This is a genomic window from Mesorhizobium sp. M0626 (genome assembly GCF_040320665.1).
Lineage (GTDB): Bacteria > Pseudomonadota > Alphaproteobacteria > Rhizobiales > Rhizobiaceae > Mesorhizobium.
Map to the genome: position 1 here is coordinate 45,716 of NZ_JAMYQD010000030.1, position 15,715 is coordinate 61,430.

General features: G+C 62.4%; 18 protein-coding genes. 9 read left to right on the forward strand and 9 right to left on the reverse strand.

The features are described from left to right. The first annotated feature begins 26 nt into the window (after positions 1 to 26). Positions 27 to 644, forward strand: coding sequence for a leucyl/phenylalanyl-tRNA--protein transferase (aat, locus tag NKI37_RS29260; RefSeq protein ID WP_023681498.1), 618 nt, complete (start codon positions 27 to 29; stop codon positions 642 to 644). Positions 645 to 686: 42 nt separating this feature from the next. Here the strand turns inward: aat and NKI37_RS29265 are convergent, their stop codons facing one another. The 3 genes from NKI37_RS29265 to NKI37_RS29275 all read right to left on the reverse strand — a co-directional run bounded on the left by NKI37_RS29265 (position 687) and on the right by NKI37_RS29275 (position 2,212). Next, complete coding sequence (locus NKI37_RS29265; RefSeq protein WP_023667489.1) at positions 687 to 1,070, reverse strand: hypothetical protein; 384 nt, start codon at positions 1,068 to 1,070, stop codon at positions 687 to 689. Positions 1,071 to 1,146: 76 nt separating this feature from the next. Further along, the gene (locus NKI37_RS29270; protein ID WP_352790625.1) at positions 1,147 to 1,698 is read right to left on the reverse strand and encodes a DUF2155 domain-containing protein; all 552 of its coding nucleotides are present in this window, start codon (positions 1,696 to 1,698) and stop codon (positions 1,147 to 1,149) included. A 115-nt stretch (positions 1,699 to 1,813) separates the two neighbouring features. Further along, positions 1,814 to 2,212, reverse strand: a complete 399-nt coding sequence (locus tag NKI37_RS29275; RefSeq protein ID WP_023667491.1) for an NADH:ubiquinone oxidoreductase subunit NDUFA12 — start codon at positions 2,210 to 2,212, stop codon at positions 1,814 to 1,816. 324 nt (positions 2,213 to 2,536) lie between these two features. On the opposite strand from NKI37_RS29275, the gene panB reads away from it, so the two are divergent. The 4 genes from panB (at position 2,537) to NKI37_RS29295 (ending at position 7,202) form a co-directional block, all read left to right on the forward strand. Continuing rightward, positions 2,537 to 3,367 carry a 3-methyl-2-oxobutanoate hydroxymethyltransferase gene (gene panB, locus NKI37_RS29280; protein ID WP_023681501.1) on the forward strand — a complete coding sequence of 277 codons (831 nt, stop codon included), beginning with the start codon at positions 2,537 to 2,539 and terminating at the stop codon, positions 3,365 to 3,367. 11 nt (positions 3,368 to 3,378) lie between these two features. Further along, positions 3,379 to 4,236: a pantoate--beta-alanine ligase gene (gene panC, locus NKI37_RS29285; RefSeq protein WP_352790655.1), complete on the forward strand. Its 858-nt coding sequence runs from the start codon at positions 3,379 to 3,381 to the stop codon at positions 4,234 to 4,236. Positions 4,237 to 4,458: 222 nt separating this feature from the next. Then, positions 4,459 to 5,619 (forward strand): helix-turn-helix transcriptional regulator, encoded by a 1,161-nt coding sequence (locus tag NKI37_RS29290; protein ID WP_352790623.1) that lies wholly within the window; start codon positions 4,459 to 4,461, stop codon positions 5,617 to 5,619. A 182-nt stretch (positions 5,620 to 5,801) separates the two neighbouring features. Beyond that, positions 5,802 to 7,202, forward strand: coding sequence for an ArnT family glycosyltransferase (locus tag NKI37_RS29295; RefSeq protein WP_352790621.1), 1,401 nt, complete (start codon positions 5,802 to 5,804; stop codon positions 7,200 to 7,202). A gap of 16 nt (positions 7,203 to 7,218) precedes the next feature. On the opposite strand, the gene NKI37_RS29300 is transcribed toward NKI37_RS29295, so the two are convergent. The 4 genes from NKI37_RS29300 to NKI37_RS29315 form a co-directional block, all read right to left on the reverse strand. Continuing rightward, complete coding sequence (locus NKI37_RS29300; RefSeq protein ID WP_352790619.1) at positions 7,219 to 7,707, reverse strand: GNAT family N-acetyltransferase; 489 nt, start codon at positions 7,705 to 7,707, stop codon at positions 7,219 to 7,221. 4 nt (positions 7,708 to 7,711) lie between these two features. Next, a complete protein-coding gene (gatB, locus tag NKI37_RS29305) occupies positions 7,712 to 9,211 on the reverse strand; it encodes an Asp-tRNA(Asn)/Glu-tRNA(Gln) amidotransferase subunit GatB (protein ID WP_023715796.1) in 1,500 nt (499 codons plus the stop codon). 202 nt (positions 9,212 to 9,413) lie between these two features. Then, positions 9,414 to 9,845 carry a CBS domain-containing protein gene (locus NKI37_RS29310; protein ID WP_023667498.1) on the reverse strand — a complete coding sequence of 144 codons (432 nt, stop codon included), beginning with the start codon at positions 9,843 to 9,845 and terminating at the stop codon, positions 9,414 to 9,416. A gap of 177 nt (positions 9,846 to 10,022) precedes the next feature. After that, on the reverse strand, positions 10,023 to 10,790 hold the full coding sequence (locus tag NKI37_RS29315; RefSeq protein ID WP_023688374.1) for a rhomboid family intramembrane serine protease: 768 nt from the start codon (positions 10,788 to 10,790) through the stop codon (positions 10,023 to 10,025). A 400-nt stretch (positions 10,791 to 11,190) separates the two neighbouring features. Between NKI37_RS29315 and NKI37_RS29320 the strand changes: the two genes are divergently transcribed. From NKI37_RS29320 to NKI37_RS29330, 3 genes are all read left to right on the forward strand, one after another. Continuing rightward, positions 11,191 to 11,826: a PAS domain-containing protein gene (locus NKI37_RS29320; RefSeq protein ID WP_352790618.1), complete on the forward strand. Its 636-nt coding sequence runs from the start codon at positions 11,191 to 11,193 to the stop codon at positions 11,824 to 11,826. 124 nt (positions 11,827 to 11,950) lie between these two features. Further along, positions 11,951 to 12,568 (forward strand): PilZ domain-containing protein, encoded by a 618-nt coding sequence (locus NKI37_RS29325; RefSeq protein WP_352790616.1) that lies wholly within the window; start codon positions 11,951 to 11,953, stop codon positions 12,566 to 12,568. Positions 12,569 to 12,856: 288 nt separating this feature from the next. Beyond that, a complete protein-coding gene (locus tag NKI37_RS29330) occupies positions 12,857 to 13,465 on the forward strand; it encodes a transglutaminase-like cysteine peptidase (RefSeq protein ID WP_023691212.1) in 609 nt (202 codons plus the stop codon). 244 nt (positions 13,466 to 13,709) lie between these two features. On the opposite strand, the gene NKI37_RS29335 is transcribed toward NKI37_RS29330, so the two are convergent. Continuing rightward, entirely contained in the window at positions 13,710 to 14,237 is a 528-nt protein-coding gene (locus NKI37_RS29335; protein ID WP_023691211.1) for a gamma carbonic anhydrase family protein, read from the reverse strand. A gap of 83 nt (positions 14,238 to 14,320) precedes the next feature. Then, a complete protein-coding gene (locus NKI37_RS29340; RefSeq protein WP_023691210.1) occupies positions 14,321 to 14,689 on the reverse strand; it encodes a DUF6949 family protein in 369 nt (122 codons plus the stop codon). Positions 14,690 to 14,799: 110 nt separating this feature from the next. On the opposite strand from NKI37_RS29340, the gene NKI37_RS29345 reads away from it, so the two are divergent. Continuing rightward, positions 14,800 to 15,525: a hypothetical protein gene (locus NKI37_RS29345; RefSeq protein WP_023735357.1), complete on the forward strand. Its 726-nt coding sequence runs from the start codon at positions 14,800 to 14,802 to the stop codon at positions 15,523 to 15,525. The last annotated feature ends 190 nt before the right edge of the window (positions 15,526 to 15,715 follow it).

Here is a 15,715-nt window from a genome sequence, read left to right on the forward strand (position 1 = left end):
GCCCGAATTGCCGCTATGATGCCGCGATGACCCGCCCTTACGCACCCGGCTATCGCATTCCGACCGACCTCTTGCTCAAGGCCTATGCCTCGGGCGTCTTCCCGATGGCGGAGAGCGCTTCCGACCCGGAAGTGTTCTGGGTGCGGCCGGAGACGCGCGGCATCATCCCGCTCGACGGCTTCCACACGCCGAAGAGCCTGCGGAAGACGATCCGCAAGCACCCGTTCGACATCCGCTTCGATTTCGATTTCGAGGCGACGATCGACGGCTGCGCCGAAAAGCGCGAGGAGCGCCGCTCGACCTGGATCAACGCGCCGATCCGCGAAGCCTATATCGAGCTGCACCGTCTTGGGCACTGCCATTCGGTCGAGGCATGGCGCGAGGAACGGCTGGTCGGCGGCCTCTATGGCGTCTCGCTCGGTCGCGTGTTCTTCGGCGAAAGCATGTTCGCCCGGGAAACCGACGCGTCCAAGACCTGCCTGTATCATCTGGTCGAGCGGCTGAAGGCGCGCGGCTTTGCCCTGCTCGACACGCAATTCACCACCGAGCATCTCAAACGCTTCGGCGCGGTCGACGTGCCGCGCGTCAAATACGAGAAGATGTTGGCCGACGCGCTGAAGGGCGAAGCCGTTTTTTATCCCTGACCGGAGACCGAGCGGCCGAGCCGGCTCGACCGGTGAAAGGGGTCAGCCCTTCGCGGTTTCCATCGGCGTCTGCGAATGGAACATCATCTTCCAGCCGTTGACACGATGAACATAGCCGGTGCTGACCAACGCGGCGTAGGGCTCGCCGTTTTCTCGTGTCGCATGAGCCTCATAGGTCAGCATGATAATGTCGCTGCCGGGCTCGATGATACCCTTGAGGTCGATCTGAAGGTCGCGCCAGCGGTTGGGCTTGGTCGCGGTCTTGGCCAGATCGGCATTGTCCATTGCCTGTGCCATCTCAGGAAATGCTACCAGGCATTCTGTGTCGACATTGGCGGCGTAGTAAGCTTCGTCGCCCGTCCAGAACCCCTTTTCGAGTTCGAGCAGGTCGTCTTTGCTGGCCGTGATCCGTTTGCTGTCCGACATCAGAATATCCTCCAAGCGCGCAAATGCGCGGTCGTCCATGGCCCAACGCATGGTGGCCAATGACGGTTCCGGAGGATCAGTTGGTGTTGGTCGCGTCAGGCTCCGTGGGGTCCGGCTGTTCGGCGGCCGGAGCAGCGGCGGGCTTTGGCTTGGACGTGTCGACCTTGGGCGTCTCGGCATTGGCCGCGTCGGGCGGCGGCACATCCGACTTCTGCTTGCAGCCCTTTAGCCAGACGTCATAGACGGCGTGCTCGACGGCGTTTAGGCCGGGGCTCTCGGCGAACATCCAGCCGGTGAAGATGCGGCGGATCTTGCGGTCGAGCGTGATTTCGTCGACTTCGACGAAGGAATCGGTCTTCGGCTCTTCATTCTCCGGCCGCGAATAGCAGATGCGCGGCGTCACCTGCAAAGCGCCGAACTGCACGGTTTCGTCGATGTAGACATCGAAGGTGATGATACGGCCGGTGATCTTGTCGATGCCGGCAAATTCGGCGACCGGATTGGTGATGCGATCGGAGATTGCGGGTGCTGTCGCAGGCGCCTGCGCCGCGGCAAACGCTGTCGAAAACATGGCGATAGCGCCAATTGCCGCCAGTCCGGCCATCGATGTCAGGCTGAAAATGTTCATGCGGAGATACCGGTGGTTTGGGCCCGGGTGATTCTGTCACGCCCAAGGCTATTCGCCGTTGTCATATCAGCAAGCAGCTAAACGCCAATTGTGGCGACAAAGGACCGGCCGGCGGTCAAGAACCAGGCGTCCACGCATCGTAGTCGCCCGTCACCTGCGGACGGTGCTGATTGGTGAGCACGGAACCCTTTGGGCGATAAGCCGCCGGTGTTCCCGTGAGGTTCGGCTCATGCGCCTTTTCCCATTCGCGCGGCCGATAGTCATCGCTTGGCGGCGCCACATCGACGCGGTGATGCATCCAGCCGTGCCAGCCCGGGGGGATCGCTGACGCCTCCGAATAATTGGCGTAGATGACCCAGCGGCGGGTGCGGCCTTCCGAATCGACGCCGCCTTCGTAGTAGACGTTGCCGGCCCCATCCTGGCCGACCTTGTTGCCGTGGCGCCAGGTGTGAAAACGGGTTCCCAGCGTCTGGCGGTTCCACCAGGTGAAAAACTGCAGAAGGAAAGTTTTCATTCAGATCCTCGCGGGCGCGCGGCGGTGGCTGTCCCTGCTTATGGCGTCAGGCCTTGGCGAAGGCAAGGGTTTTGCGGCGCCTGCGGCACTGACGGCATGCCGAAACGCTCGGTCATTGGCCGATCCATTTCGCACCTGCGAACCGACGCTTGCCAAGCCGGCTGCGTCTTCCTAAAGCTCTCATCGCCCGGCGCTGCCGCATGACCCCGAAAATCGAAATCGATTTTCGGAAAGGATCATGCGCAAACCAAAGTGCTACAGCGTCCTTTGCGCGTCCACGGGACGCGCGGCGCTGTAGTCAACGCCGGCTGCGGGAGGTGAGGAATGGCCTTAGCTGTCGCCAGGATCAGTGCGGAGACAATACGCGCCCGCAAGGGCGGCGTGCCGGTCGTATGCCTTACCGCTTACACCTATCCCGTCGCCCGCCTGCTCGACGATCATGTCGACCTTCTCCTGGTCGGCGACAGCGTTGCCATGGTGCTGCATGGCCACAAGACCACGCTCGGCGCCTCGCTGGAGATGATGATCGCCCATGGCCAGGCCGTGATGCGCGGTTCGTCAAAGGCCTGCGTGGTGGTCGACATGCCGGCCGGCAGCTACGAGACTTCGGCCGCGCAAGCCCTTGCCTCGGCGCGCCGCATCTCTGAGGAAACCGGCTGCGAGGCGGTGAAGCTGGAAGGCGGCGTCGAAGTCGCCCTCCAGATCGCCGCAATCGTCACGGCCGGCATTCCAGTGATGGGCCATATCGGCTTGCAGCCGCAATCGGTGGAAAAGGACGGTGGCTACAAGATCAAGGGCCGCACGCCGGAGAATGTGGCCGCGCTCATGCGCGACGCCGACGCGGTCGCAAAGGCCGGCGCGTTTTCGCTGGTCATCGAAGGCACGGTCGAGACCGTTGCCGCCGACCTCACCCGGCACATTACCATTCCTACCATCGGCATCGGCGCCAGCCGCGATTGCGACGGCCAGATCCTGGTCATCGACGACATGGTCGGCCTGACGGTCGACCGGGTGCCGAAATTCGTCAAGGAATACGCCGATTTGCGCAGCGCGGTCGCCGATGCCGCGGCGCGTTATGCGGCGGAGGTGCGCAGCCGCACCTTCCCCGGGCCGGGCCACGTCTTTTCAGCCGCGAGCGACAAGGACAAGGCATGAACCGGCCCCCCATCCGCCAGCCGCTCGTCGTCGACACCGTGCCCGGCCTTCGCGCGCAGATCCGCGAATGGCGGCGCGAAGGCCTGAGCGTCGCCATGGTGCCGACCATGGGCGCTTTGCATGACGGCCATATCTCGCTGGTCGGGGCTGCGCTCGCAACGGCCGATCGCTGCGTCGTCTCCATCTTCGTCAACCCGGCCCAGTTCGCCCCCACTGAAGATCTCGACAAGTATCCGCGTCAGCTGGCCCGCGATCTCGACCGGCTGACCGAGGCCGGCGCACAGCTTGCCTTCACGCCTACGGTTTCCGAGATGTATCCGGCAGGCTTTGCGACGAAGATTTCGGTCGGCGGCCCGTCTTCTGGCCTGGAATCGGATTTCAGGCCGACCTTCTTCGAGGGCGTCGCCACGGTCGTGGCCAAGCTCTTTCTGCAAGCCCTGCCCGACTACGCCATCTTCGGCGAAAAAGACTACCAGCAGCTTTGCGTCGTCCGAAAGCTCTGCCGCGATCTTGACCTTCCGGTGGAAATCGTCGGCGCGCCAACCGTGCGCGATGCGCATGGCCTGGCAATGTCGTCGCGCAACGCCTATCTCGACGCCGCCGAACTCGACGTCGCGCGACAGCTCAATGTCATCTTGCGCCAGACGGCGGCAGCGCTCGCGGCCGGCGCCGATGAAAACGGCGTCACCCGCAAAGCCACTGCCGCGCTTCTCGAGGCAGGCTTCGACAGCGTCGACTATGTCGCCGCGCGCAAGAGCCTGACGCTCACCTCGTGGCGGCGTGACGGCGATGGCCGCCTGCTTGCCGCAGCGTGGCTTGGCAGAACCAGGTTGATCGACAATGTGGAAGTTTCCTCATTTATTCCCTGAAAAATTCCAGTTCCGTTCACTTTGATTTGTATCGCAGACCGGCCCGAGCGCTCTTAGACAACGGCTCATCAGGCACGTTCTGGTCAGCCCGTAGGCGCTCACAATACACCGAACGCCGCTGTGAGACGTTTCACAGACGAACCAGGCCGGCTATGTTGTGTGCGACTCAGGCGGAGACAGTGTGTGACCTGACACTACGCTGCAATCCTTACGAGGCTCTACGTGTCTGTCCAGGCCAACATATTCGGTCGCGCCCTGCCGCAGATCGTCGAAGCGATTTACGATTCGATTGCCGATGTCGGCCGTTGGCCATCGACGCTTGAATCAATCTGCAAATTGGCGCTCGGCCGGCTTGCCATGCTGGCGGTCGTCGATACGGCGAGAAACTCGGCCCGGTTTTCGACTTCCTGCGGCGATCCGGTCCTGCTTGAGCCGCTGCAGCGCGACTACGCCTGCGAGGTGCCCTTCTTCAAGGCGGTGCCGAAGATGGAAATCGACATGCCGTTCACCGTCGATAGCGTCTACGCCCTGCAAGGCCCTGACGCCCGCCAGAACTGGCTCGAAAGCCGCATCGTGCGCGAGTGGGTGGAACCCAACCGTCTCGACGATTTCTTCTGGGTGGCGCTGATGAAGCAGCCGGCGCGCACCGGCACGCTGATGGTGGTTACCGACAAGGACAGGCCCCAGATTTCAGCCAGGGATATCGACCTGATGTCCAGGCTCGCCCCCCATGTCCGGCGTGCGGTGACCATCGGCGACCTGTTCGAGGCCGAGCGGCGCAAGGCCGACGTCTTTCGCTCGATCCTTGAGAGCCTCGACCATCCAGTGCTGATCGTCGCCGACGATATGCAGATCATTTTCGCCAATCCGGCAGCCGAAGCCCTGCTCACCGAAACCGCCTCAGTGTCCTCGGTGCGCGGCCAGCTGTCCTTCGCTTATGCCAACGCCAACACCGCCATCGGTCGCGCCGTCCAGCTCGGCACGCGCGACGAATTCGCGCTCGGACCGTCCGGCATCAACATTCCGCTGGTGAAGGCCATGTCTCCGGCGGTGGCGCATGTCATGCCTCTGGCGCGACGCGACATTTCGGCCCGCATATCGCCGCGCGCCGCCGCGGCCATTTTCATTGCCGCCGCCGGCGCCGCATCAGTGCCGGCGCTGGAAGCGATCGCTGCGCTGTTCGGACTGACCGCAGCGGAAAAGCGTGTCGCCGGCCATGTCGCCGCCGGGCTGACACGGCGTGAAATCGCGGCTGCCAGCGGCGTCTCGGACGGCACCGTCAAATCACAGCTGGCAACCATCTTCGACAAGACCGCCACCGGCGACCAGCGAGAGCTGGAACTCCTGATGCGCGAATTGACGCCGCCGCTGCGCTCGGCCTGAAGCCATACTCGGAGACAATCGTCAAATTTTTCAACTATTTGCCGGTACGCAGGCGTAATCCACAATACCAAGCCGGCATCGTTGCAATTCGGCCAAAATCATGGTGCGGTTCTGCTCCGGTCCGAAGACGGTGCATCGTGCACGACCGGACGTGGAAACCATTTCCTGGGCGGTCCCCGAACTTGATACCGACACGAATTGAACGGCTGCTGCCTTACCTCTTCCTGCTGGCCCTGCTTTGCATCGCGCTCGCTTTTCGTCCGCTACTGCCGGTCGATGAGACGCGCTATCTCAGCGTCGCCTGGGAGATGTATCTCGGTGGACATGTCTTCGTACCGACGATGAACTTTGCGCCCTATCTGCAGAAGCCGCCGCTGTTGTTCTGGCTCATCGATCTCTCTTGGAACATCTTCGGTGTGAGCCGCGCGGCGGCGATGCTCGTCATCTTCGCCGCCTCGTCGCTGGTCATCTGGCTGACGACGCTTCTGGCCAAAACCCTGTTTCCCGAGCGCCCGGACATCGCCAGCCGCATCCCCTGGCTGGTGGCCGGCAGCACCGTCTTTGTCATCTATTCGACCCTGATCCTGTTCGACATGCTTTTGACGGCCTGCGTGGTCGCCGCACTGCTGTCGTTGCTGGTCTTCGCCAGGACCGGCAACCGGTGGCAGGCGGTGCTGGCGGGTCTGTTCATCGGGCTCGGCGTGCTGGCCAAAGGCCCGGTCGTGCTCATTCACATCGGCACGCCCGTCCTGCTCTATCCCCTCTGGCGTGACCGGCGAGCCGGCCTTGCCCCTTTGCAGTTCTTTGCCGGAGCCGGCCTGGCAATTCTCGCCGCCCTTGTCCCGGTCGCCATATGGCTGGCGCCCGCGACCATCCTGACCAAGGGCAGTTTCGTCTACGACCTCGTCTGGAACCAGTCGGCGGGTCGGGTTACCGGAAGCCTGCACAATTCGCATGGCCGGCCGTTTTACTTTTACCTGATGCTGTTGCCGCTCATGTTCGTGCCCTGGGCCTTTATCCCCCCGGTGTGGCGGCTGAGGCCGGTTGCCCAGATAAGCAGCCTGATCGACACCAAATCCCCGGATCTGCGTGCCCTGCGCCTGCTGTCGTTCTCGTTCATTGCGGTGCTGCTGGTCTTCAGCGCCATATCCGGCAAGCAGCCGCACTATGTCGTGCCGGCACTACCGTTCGCGACCATTCTGCTGGGCTACTTCATGGCCGAGATTTCAGTCGCCAGGCTGAGGGCTACGGCCTTTGTCATGCTTGCCCTTTTCGCCGTCGGCCACGCCGCCGCCTCGGCAACCGTGTTCAAACGCTACGATCTCGCGCCGCTGGCGAGCTTCATCGACGAACGAAAGGACGCGGACTGGGCCGTTGCATTCGACTATCAGGGCGAGGTCGGTTTCCTTGGGCGAATAGAGAAGCCATTCGAGAACGCCGACAAGCCTGAGGAATGGCTCAAGTCTCATCCCGGTGGCTACGTCATCGAAAAGCAATCGAAAGATCCGGGCACATCCGAACAGATCGCCTTCCGGCAGCCGGTGGAACGCGGCTATCTGGTCGTCCTGAAGGGACAGCACTGAACGTTTCGTCGGACGCTTATCCCAGCGGCTTCTCGAAGATCAGCGCCGGCAACCCCGAACCGCCGCCGCAATCGGCGGTGCTGCCGGCCGGCAAAAATCCCTTCGAACGGTAGAAGGCGATGGCCGGCACGTTGGCCTCTTCCACCTCGACCCGCAAAGTGTTTGCCTCGGGAAAGCTGGCTTCGACCTCGTCCAGCAAGGCCTGGCAGATGCCTTGCCGCTGGCAGGCCGGCAGTACATAGAGCTGGTTCAGCAACGCGATCTTCGCATCCGCCGTTGCGGCGGCAAAAGCCATGCCGCCGATACGCTTGCCGTCATCGGCGACCAGGAATTCCGAGTTCGGCCTTGTCAGCCGCGCCTTGAGCGAGGCGATCGAATGCCAGTCGTCGGTAATTTCGATCACCCGCTGGGCGCCATAGATCGCGTCGTAGGTTGCGTGCCAGGTTTCGACCAGCAGCGCGCGGACAGCGGCAAGGTCACGTTCGCTGGCGGTGCGGACGAACATTGTTCTATTCGATACCGAGCTTGGCCTTGACCAGATCGTTGACCGCCTGCGGGTTGGCCTTGCCGCCGGTGGCTTTCATCACCTGGCCGACGAACCAGCCGGCCATGGTCGGCTTGGCGCGAGCCTGCTCGACCTTGTCGGGGTTGGCGGCGATCACTTCGTCGACCGCCTTCTCGATGGCGCCGGTGTCCGTGACCTGCTTCATGCCGCGGCTTTCGACCAGCTGGCGCGGATCGCCGCCCTCGTTCCAAACGATCTCGAACAGATCCTTGGCGATCTTGCCGGAGATGGTGCCTTCCTTGATCAGGTCGATCACGGCACCGAGCTGCTCCGGTGTTACAGGAGCATTTTCAATGTCCTTGCCGGCCTTGTTAAGCTGGCCGAGCAGGTCATTGATGACCCAGTTGGCGGCAAGCTTGCCGTCGCGGCCCGAGGCCACCTGCTCGAAATAGTCGGCGATCGGCTTTTCCGACACCAGGATCGAGGCGTCGTAGGTCGACAGGCCAAGTGAAGAGATCAGCCGCGCCTTCTTGTCGTCGGGCAGCTCCGGCAACTCCTTGGCCAGCGCGTCGACATAGGCCTGATCGAATTCCAGCGGCAAAAGGTCGGGATCGGGGAAGTAGCGGTAGTCATGCGCCTCTTCCTTGCTGCGCATCGAGCGCGTCTCGCCTTTGACGGCGTCGAACAGCCTGGTTTCCTGATCGATCTTGCCGCCATCCTCGAGGATGGCGATCTGGCGGCGCGCCTCGAACTCGATGGCCTGGCCGATGAAGCGGATCGAGTTGACGTTCTTGATCTCACAGCGCGTACCGAATTCGCCGCCGGGCTTGCGAACGGAGACGTTGACGTCGGCGCGCATCGAGCCTTCGTCCATGTTGCCGTCGCAAGTGCCGAGATAGCGCACGATGGTGCGCAGCTTGGTGACATAAGCCTTGGCCTCGTCGGCGGAGCGCATGTCCGGCTTGGAGACAATCTCCATCAGCGCCACGCCGGAGCGGTTGAGATCGACATAGGACATGGTCGGATGCTGGTCGTGCATCGACTTGCCGGCGTCCTGCTCCAGGTGCAGGCGCTCGATGCCGATCTCGATGTCCTCGAACTCGCCCTGCCGGTCGGGACCGACCGAAATGACGATCGTGCCTTCGCCAACGATCGGCTGCTTGAACTGCGATATCTGGTAGCCCTGCGGCAGGTCGGGATAGAAATAGTTTTTCCGGTCGAACACCGACTTGTGGTTGATCTGCGCCTTCAATCCGAGGCCGGTGCGGATCGCCTGCTTGACGCATTCCTCATTGATGACCGGCAGCATGCCGGGCATGGCCGCGTCGACGAGGCTGACATTGGCGTTGGGCGCCGCGCCGAAAGTCGTCGACGCCCCGGAAAACAGCTTTGCTTCCGAGGTCACCTGCGCATGAACCTCGAGGCCGATGATGATCTCCCAATCGCCGGTAGCGCCGGGAATAAAACGTTTGGCATCGGGCGTGCGGGTATCGATAAGGGTCATGGTGGCCTGCGCTTTTGGCTCGCGAAAACTGCGATTTTCGCGAATTTGGGTATCGGTCTTCGCTAGTGCAAACCGCTTCGCGAGACAAGCGCCCAAAGCAGCGCAGAGCAGCGGGCTGGTCTTTTCAGCCCCTTTCGGCCGCTCGGCAACCGATAGAATGAACGCCGCCGGCCGGTATTCGGTCGGCGGTTTCTTCGTCAGGTCAGGCCGTTGCGATATAGGCCCTGATTTCGTCGGCCTCGCGCTCGACATCCTCGATGCGGCGCTTGACCACGTCGCCGATCGACACGATGCCGTCGAGCAGCCCGTCCTTTTCCACCGGCAGATGGCGGAAACGGCCTTTGGTCATGATCTCCATCACCTCGTTGACCGTGTGGTTCTCGTTGCAGATCTTCACTTTCGGCGTCATCGCCGAGCGTACCGTTATATCAAGTGCGGCAGCGCCTTCCCTGGCGACGACCCGCACGATGTCACGCTCGGAAAGGATGCCGACGATCTTGCGATCGCCATTGGTGATGACCAGTGCACCGATCTTGTGGTCGGCCAGGATTCGAATGGCTTCGCTGAGCTTTACATTCGGCCCGAGCGTGAACACGTCATGGCCTTTTCTCTCGAGAATTGCCTTAACCGTCATGGCGTCCTCCTCCTCCTGCTTGGCTAGCCAGCTCCCGCCCTGACCGGCTTCACATAAGAGTGAACATCGTGCGCCGTGATCGGTTGCTTTTCAAGTGTGCCAGTGGGGTGTGCCAGTGGGGTGTGCCAGTGGGGTGTGCCAGTGGGGTGTGCCAGTGGGCTGCGCCAATAGAGTGCGCTAGTCGGGGGTGCGCTGGTCGTCGGGGATCTCCCATTCAGGCGCCCGCCAGCGCCGGTCGAACCAGCGCAACCCGAAGAAGCCTGCGACGAGGCCGCCAATGTGCGCTTCCCAGGCGATCTGGCCGGGCTCTCCGAGCCCGAGACCGTAAAGGCCGGTGGCGAGATTGATGACCATCCAGGCGCCGAGAAAATTGACGACGCCGCGCATGCGCAAAACGATTGCGATCGGCAGCACGGGACCGGCAAAGGCCGCCCTGCCGGAGGAGCGGTCGGTACGGAACCCGAAGCGAGCCGCCGCACCCATCATGCCCGATATCGCCCCGGAAGCGCCGACCAGCGGTGCTTCGCCGTATGGATGGACCGCCCAGAACAGCACCACCGCGGCCAGCCCGGTGGCGGCGAAAAACAAGGCGAACCAGAACCAGCCGAGACGGTTGGCCAGCGGCGACCCGAAGGCGGCCAGCGCAACCATGTTGATGGCAATGTGGGCAACGCCGCCATGCATGAAGGCATAGGTGAAAGGACGGGTGAAGAGGAACCAGTCGAAACCGTATTGGCCGGTATAGAGGACCGGAATGAAGGCGCCGTCGGTGAGCAATGTTATCTGCTGCTCTTCGGTCAGCACATATTGCTGCAGCAGGAAGACGGCAACGCAGATGCCGATCACCGCCAGCACCGCCGGTGGCAGGTTGAACACCGGCTCGCGGCGCGGCGGCGGCGCCTCCGCGGTCTGTTCGGTCTCCAGGGGGCCGGCCGGTTCGCTCATATGCTCTGATCCAGGGATTTGCGTGTCGCGAGCATCTAGGCCATGCCCGGACAAATCACAAACTACGAATCACAAAGCGCGAATCACAAACCGCGAATCAAAAAGAAGCCGTCCAAGGTTTCCCTTGAACGGCTGGTCGAGCCCCCTGCTCCCCTAAAACTATTGACCGAAGTGCTGTTGGTCGTCGCGAAACGACCGCTTCTGGAGTGGTTTTGGTGTGCCATGGCGAGCCTGTGCGCGCAACGTAAACCACTTGTTAACCTTAACGTCCCCGACCCGTGAACAAGTCTTAACGACGCTGGCACGCATCCTGCTCCGGAACGCATGTAGGTCATCGGAGGGCGCCCTTTCTGTTCACCGATGGGACCATCAGACGGCAGAATGCGCGGAGTTTCATAGCATGAACCAGAACGGATCAATCGCGCTGTTCCATTATTGGAATCGCCTGCGTCATGGACGTCCTGCCCCAAAGCGTTCGGAAGTCGAACCGGCCGACATCAAGGCGCTTTTGGCCGACACCTTCATCCTGGAAAGGGATACGCGCGGCGAAGCGGTGTTCCGGCTTGCCGGCACCAGGCTTTGCGCCGGCTACGGCCGCGAGCTCAAGGGGTTTTCGTTCCCCTCGCTATGGCGTGAGAAGGACCAGCGGCTGGTGTCGCGCCTCATTCACGGCGTTTTCGAGCAGAAATCCGTGGTGTCGATCACTTATGAGGGATTCAGCCGCAACGGCCGTTCCAACCACTTCGAACTGCTTGCGCTGCCGCTCGATGGCGGCGTCGAGAACCCGCGCTGCCTCGGCGTCATCAGCGCCGTGGAAAAGCCGTTCTGGCTGGGCGCCGACCCGATCACCGACGCGCTGATCGACGCCATCCGGGTCATCGATCCCGACAAGGAACCGATGTTCCTGAAAAACCGGCCGGAAATATCCGTTCCGTCGTTGGCTCCCGAACTCGAAGCGCCGGAGACCATCTCGGCGCTCGGTCGGTCGCGCCGTATCCGCCACCTCGTCGTGTTCGACGGCGGGCGCGAGCAATAGTCTCCAAGCCGGCGCTAATCTTAACTATCGGGGGCCCACTTTTCCCCTTTGTTAACCTGCTTGGCTGTAGTTTTTGCCGAGATTCCACGCACGACGCGGGAATGCCAACGGGGTGTAGGCAGTCATGAGGTCAGCGGCGGTCGAATACGCACCGTCCCGCGCCGAAAGGCGTAACTTTCAGCGCGTCCGGGTCAAGATCTACGGGCGCTTCATGCTGGAGGACCGCACCGAGCACCCTTGCCAGGTCGTCGACATGTCGCCGGGCAATGTCGCGTTGCGCACCGAGCGCGTCGGCATGCCGGGCGAAAAAATCATTGCCTATATCGATCATATCGGCCGTATCGAGGGCGTGGTGACGCGCACCTCGCAGGACGGCTTCGCCATGACCGTCATTGCTTCGGATCGCAAGAAGGACAAGCTTGCCGCGCAGTTGACCTGGCTCGCCAACAAGCATGAACTCGACCTGCCGGAAGACCGCCGCCACGAACGCGTGGCGCCGCGCAATCCGACAAGCGTGCTGCAGCTCACCGACGGGCGCCAGTATCAGTGCCGCATCATCGACCTGTCGCTGTCGGGCGCGGCGGTCGAGATCGACGTCAAGCCGGCGCTCGGCATCCAGGTGATGCTGGGCACCATGCGTGGCCAGGTGGTGCGTCATTTCGAGGATGGCGTCGCCATCGAATTCGCCGTCGTCCAGCGCCCGGAAACGCTCGATTCCGAGTTCAACGCCCCGCGCGCCTGAACGATCGGCAACAGGCAGCAAAAACGAACCGGCCCTGCGCGGCCGGTTTTTTGTTGCCGGCGTTCCGCCTGCCTCTCCAGCTTGTAGCGGCACGCAGCAAATCCACGGCTCCACCCGGAAATCCGCGCCCCGACACCGCGGTTTTACGCCGAGACCTGAACGATTTTATATTAAAATAGGTCAAATTTTACGCGTATTCTATTGAGGTTTTACTCAATGTCTACTTCGGGTTTTTGCGTCAAATAAATCCAACGCTGTCATTGTCTCCTCAAACGGGGAGACTGACGAATGGCAAAGACGTGGGGCAAGCTGTTGCTCTTGGCAATGGCGATGCAGCTTTCCGCTTGGGGAACGGCGCAAGCAGCAGGACCGGCCTACATGCACACTGGCGGCCGCACGACACAGCCGGTCGGTCACTACGAATTCTGCCAGAAGCTGCCGCAGGAGTGCGCTCAGCGCACGCCGAAGCAGGCACCGGTCGAACTGACCCGCAAGCTGTGGGCGGCGATCGTCGACGTCAACAATTCGGTCAACACCCGGATCGTGCCGCGCACCGACATGGAAATGTGGGGTAAGGAAGAGGTCTGGTCCTATCCCGACAGCGGCTTCGGCGACTGCGAGGACTATGCGCTGGAGAAGCGCCGCGAATTGATGGCGATCGGCGTTCCCGCCGGCAATCTCTTGATGACCGTGGCGCGCCAACAAAATGGCGACGGCCACGCGGTGCTGACCGTGCGCACCAGCCTCGGCGAGTTCATCCTCGACAATCTGGAGTCCAAGGTGCTGTCCTGGACCGACACCGACTATACATACCTGAAGCGCCAGTCCGACCAGAATTCCGGCGTGTGGGTGACGATCAATGACGGTCGCGCCGACGCGGTTGCCAGCGTCCGCTAGGACGCCATCACAGAGGTCAAGCACATCGAATAATGCGACGTGCCTAACGAGAAAGCCCGGTCGAGTCCCCACCCTCCCCGTCCCCAACGACCGGGTTTTAAGGAGCCGGCCCCGTCCCCGGGCCGGCTCCACCATTTCAGACCATGATCCCGAGCCGAAGGACCGCGGCAGCGAAAAGTGAGAACCGGTTTTTGCTGCGCTGACCTGCCGTTCGGAAAAGATCATCGTCAAACAGGAATAGAGTTCAGGCCTTCTTCAGCCCCGCCTTGAAGCGCTTGCCGTTTGCGACATAGTGCGCGGCCGAGGCGCGCAGCCTGGCGACAGCGGCATCGTCCAGCGTCCTGATCACCCGCCCGGGCGAGCCGACGATCAGGCAATTGTCGGGGAACTCCTTGCCTTCGGTGACCAGTGCGCCGGCGCCGACCAGGCAATTCCTGCCGATCCTGGCGCCGTTGAGCACGATGGCGCCCATGCCGATCAGGCTGTTGTCGCTGATCGTGCAGCCATGCAGCAAGGCGCGGTGGCCGATCGTGCAACCCTGCCCGATCGTCAGGGAAAAACCGGGATCGGTGTGCATCACCGTGTGTTCCTGGACATTGCTGTCGGCGCCGATGACGATCGGCTCATTGTCACCGCGGATGACTGCGCCAAACCAGAAGCCGGCATTGCGACCGACGCTGATGTCGCCGATCAAGGTCGCATCGGGCGCGATCCAGTTGCTGTCGGCATCCTCGAAACGGGGCGATTTTCCGTCGATTGCATAGGTCGGCATTTCCAGTCTCCGATTCGTCGCAGGCCGGACAAACCCTAGAACAATCCTGGGAAAACCGCGTAGCGGTTTCCCCAGCAATTGCCTCAAGGCAAATACCGCGCCAGCGATTCCACCAAAAGCTGAAGCGCACCAGGAGAGCCAATGCCCCAGGAGACAATGGCGATCAGCACGATGCCCAGCGCCAGCGCCCAGGCGATCACCGTGCAGCCGCAGGACACCAGCATCAGCGTGGAAATACGGCCTTCGCGCCGCGCATCGAGCGCATCGTTGGCGAGCATGAACGGACCGGCGCAAGCGGTCGCGGCCAGCGAGCGCAGGATGTACGCCGGCGACACATAAGGCTCGGCAAAGGCAAGCCGGCGGCCCGCCGCCAGTTCCATCACAGACCCGGTAAGCCCGCAGGCGGTGAGGCCGACGGCGAAAGCGAAGAGAACGGGCAGCAGCAGGCTCATCTTAACCTTCCGTTTACCATGAGATCGCACAGTCGCGTCCAGCGCAGCAAGAGCCGTGCCACGGCATGTGTGCCGCCCAAGGACAGACGGCGGCGACTATGGGGATTGCGATGAAGCAGGCAGCGACCGCCGAAGAATTCAACGTCGTCGATTCCGTGCTGATGAAGCGGGTGTTCTATGCCTTTGCCGCACTGGCGCTGCTGTCGCTGGCGATCAGCCTTGGCGGAAAATGGTTCGGCCGCTCGATCGCCATGGCCGGCTACACCGACGACACCACGGTCCACAGGGTGGTGATCGGCAACAATGTCATTGCCGTGCCGGCCAACGCCATCCGCTTCCTGCAGGCGCGGCGCGACGGCATCGCTTCGCGCCTAGACCTTTATCTGCGCTATCCCCAGATGGACGGCTACAGCGAAGCCGCACGCGAGGATTTCAACCACACGGGCACGGCCAAGAACATCATCTTCCTGTCGTTCGAACCGCAGATGATGTCGCGCGACATGAGCGGCCGTTTCGTGCCGATCTATAGCGCGCTCATAAGCCAGCCCGGCGCGCCCGGCCCCGGCGGCACGACGATTTACGGTTTTACGGAAAAATCAGGCTATCTCAACGAGGTGCTCGCGGTCGCCGGCCGGGCCGGCAAGGACCCGTTCGTCGCCCGCTGCCTGAGCGGACCGAGCGCCGAGGAATCGCTGGCGCCCTGCGAGCGGGACATCCAGGTCGGCGACAGCCTCAGCCTGACCTACCGCTTTCCCCGGGAGTTGCTGGGCAACTGGCCGGCGCTTGACGCCGCTATCGTCGCCGAGGCCACGCGCGTCCTGAAGACGGGGCGCTAGCCTGCCTCTGTTCGGGCGAAGCGAAGCGGCGCAGAAGTTTACGACCGTTGGCGGGACAGCACCCCCCTCTGTCCTGCCGGACATCTCCCCCGCAAGGGCATAGGCGCTAAGATAGCTTTGGCATGGACTGAAACTTGCGCTTTCGTGGTGGTTCGCGCCAGCGATATCGCAAGGCATGGAGATTTTGGCG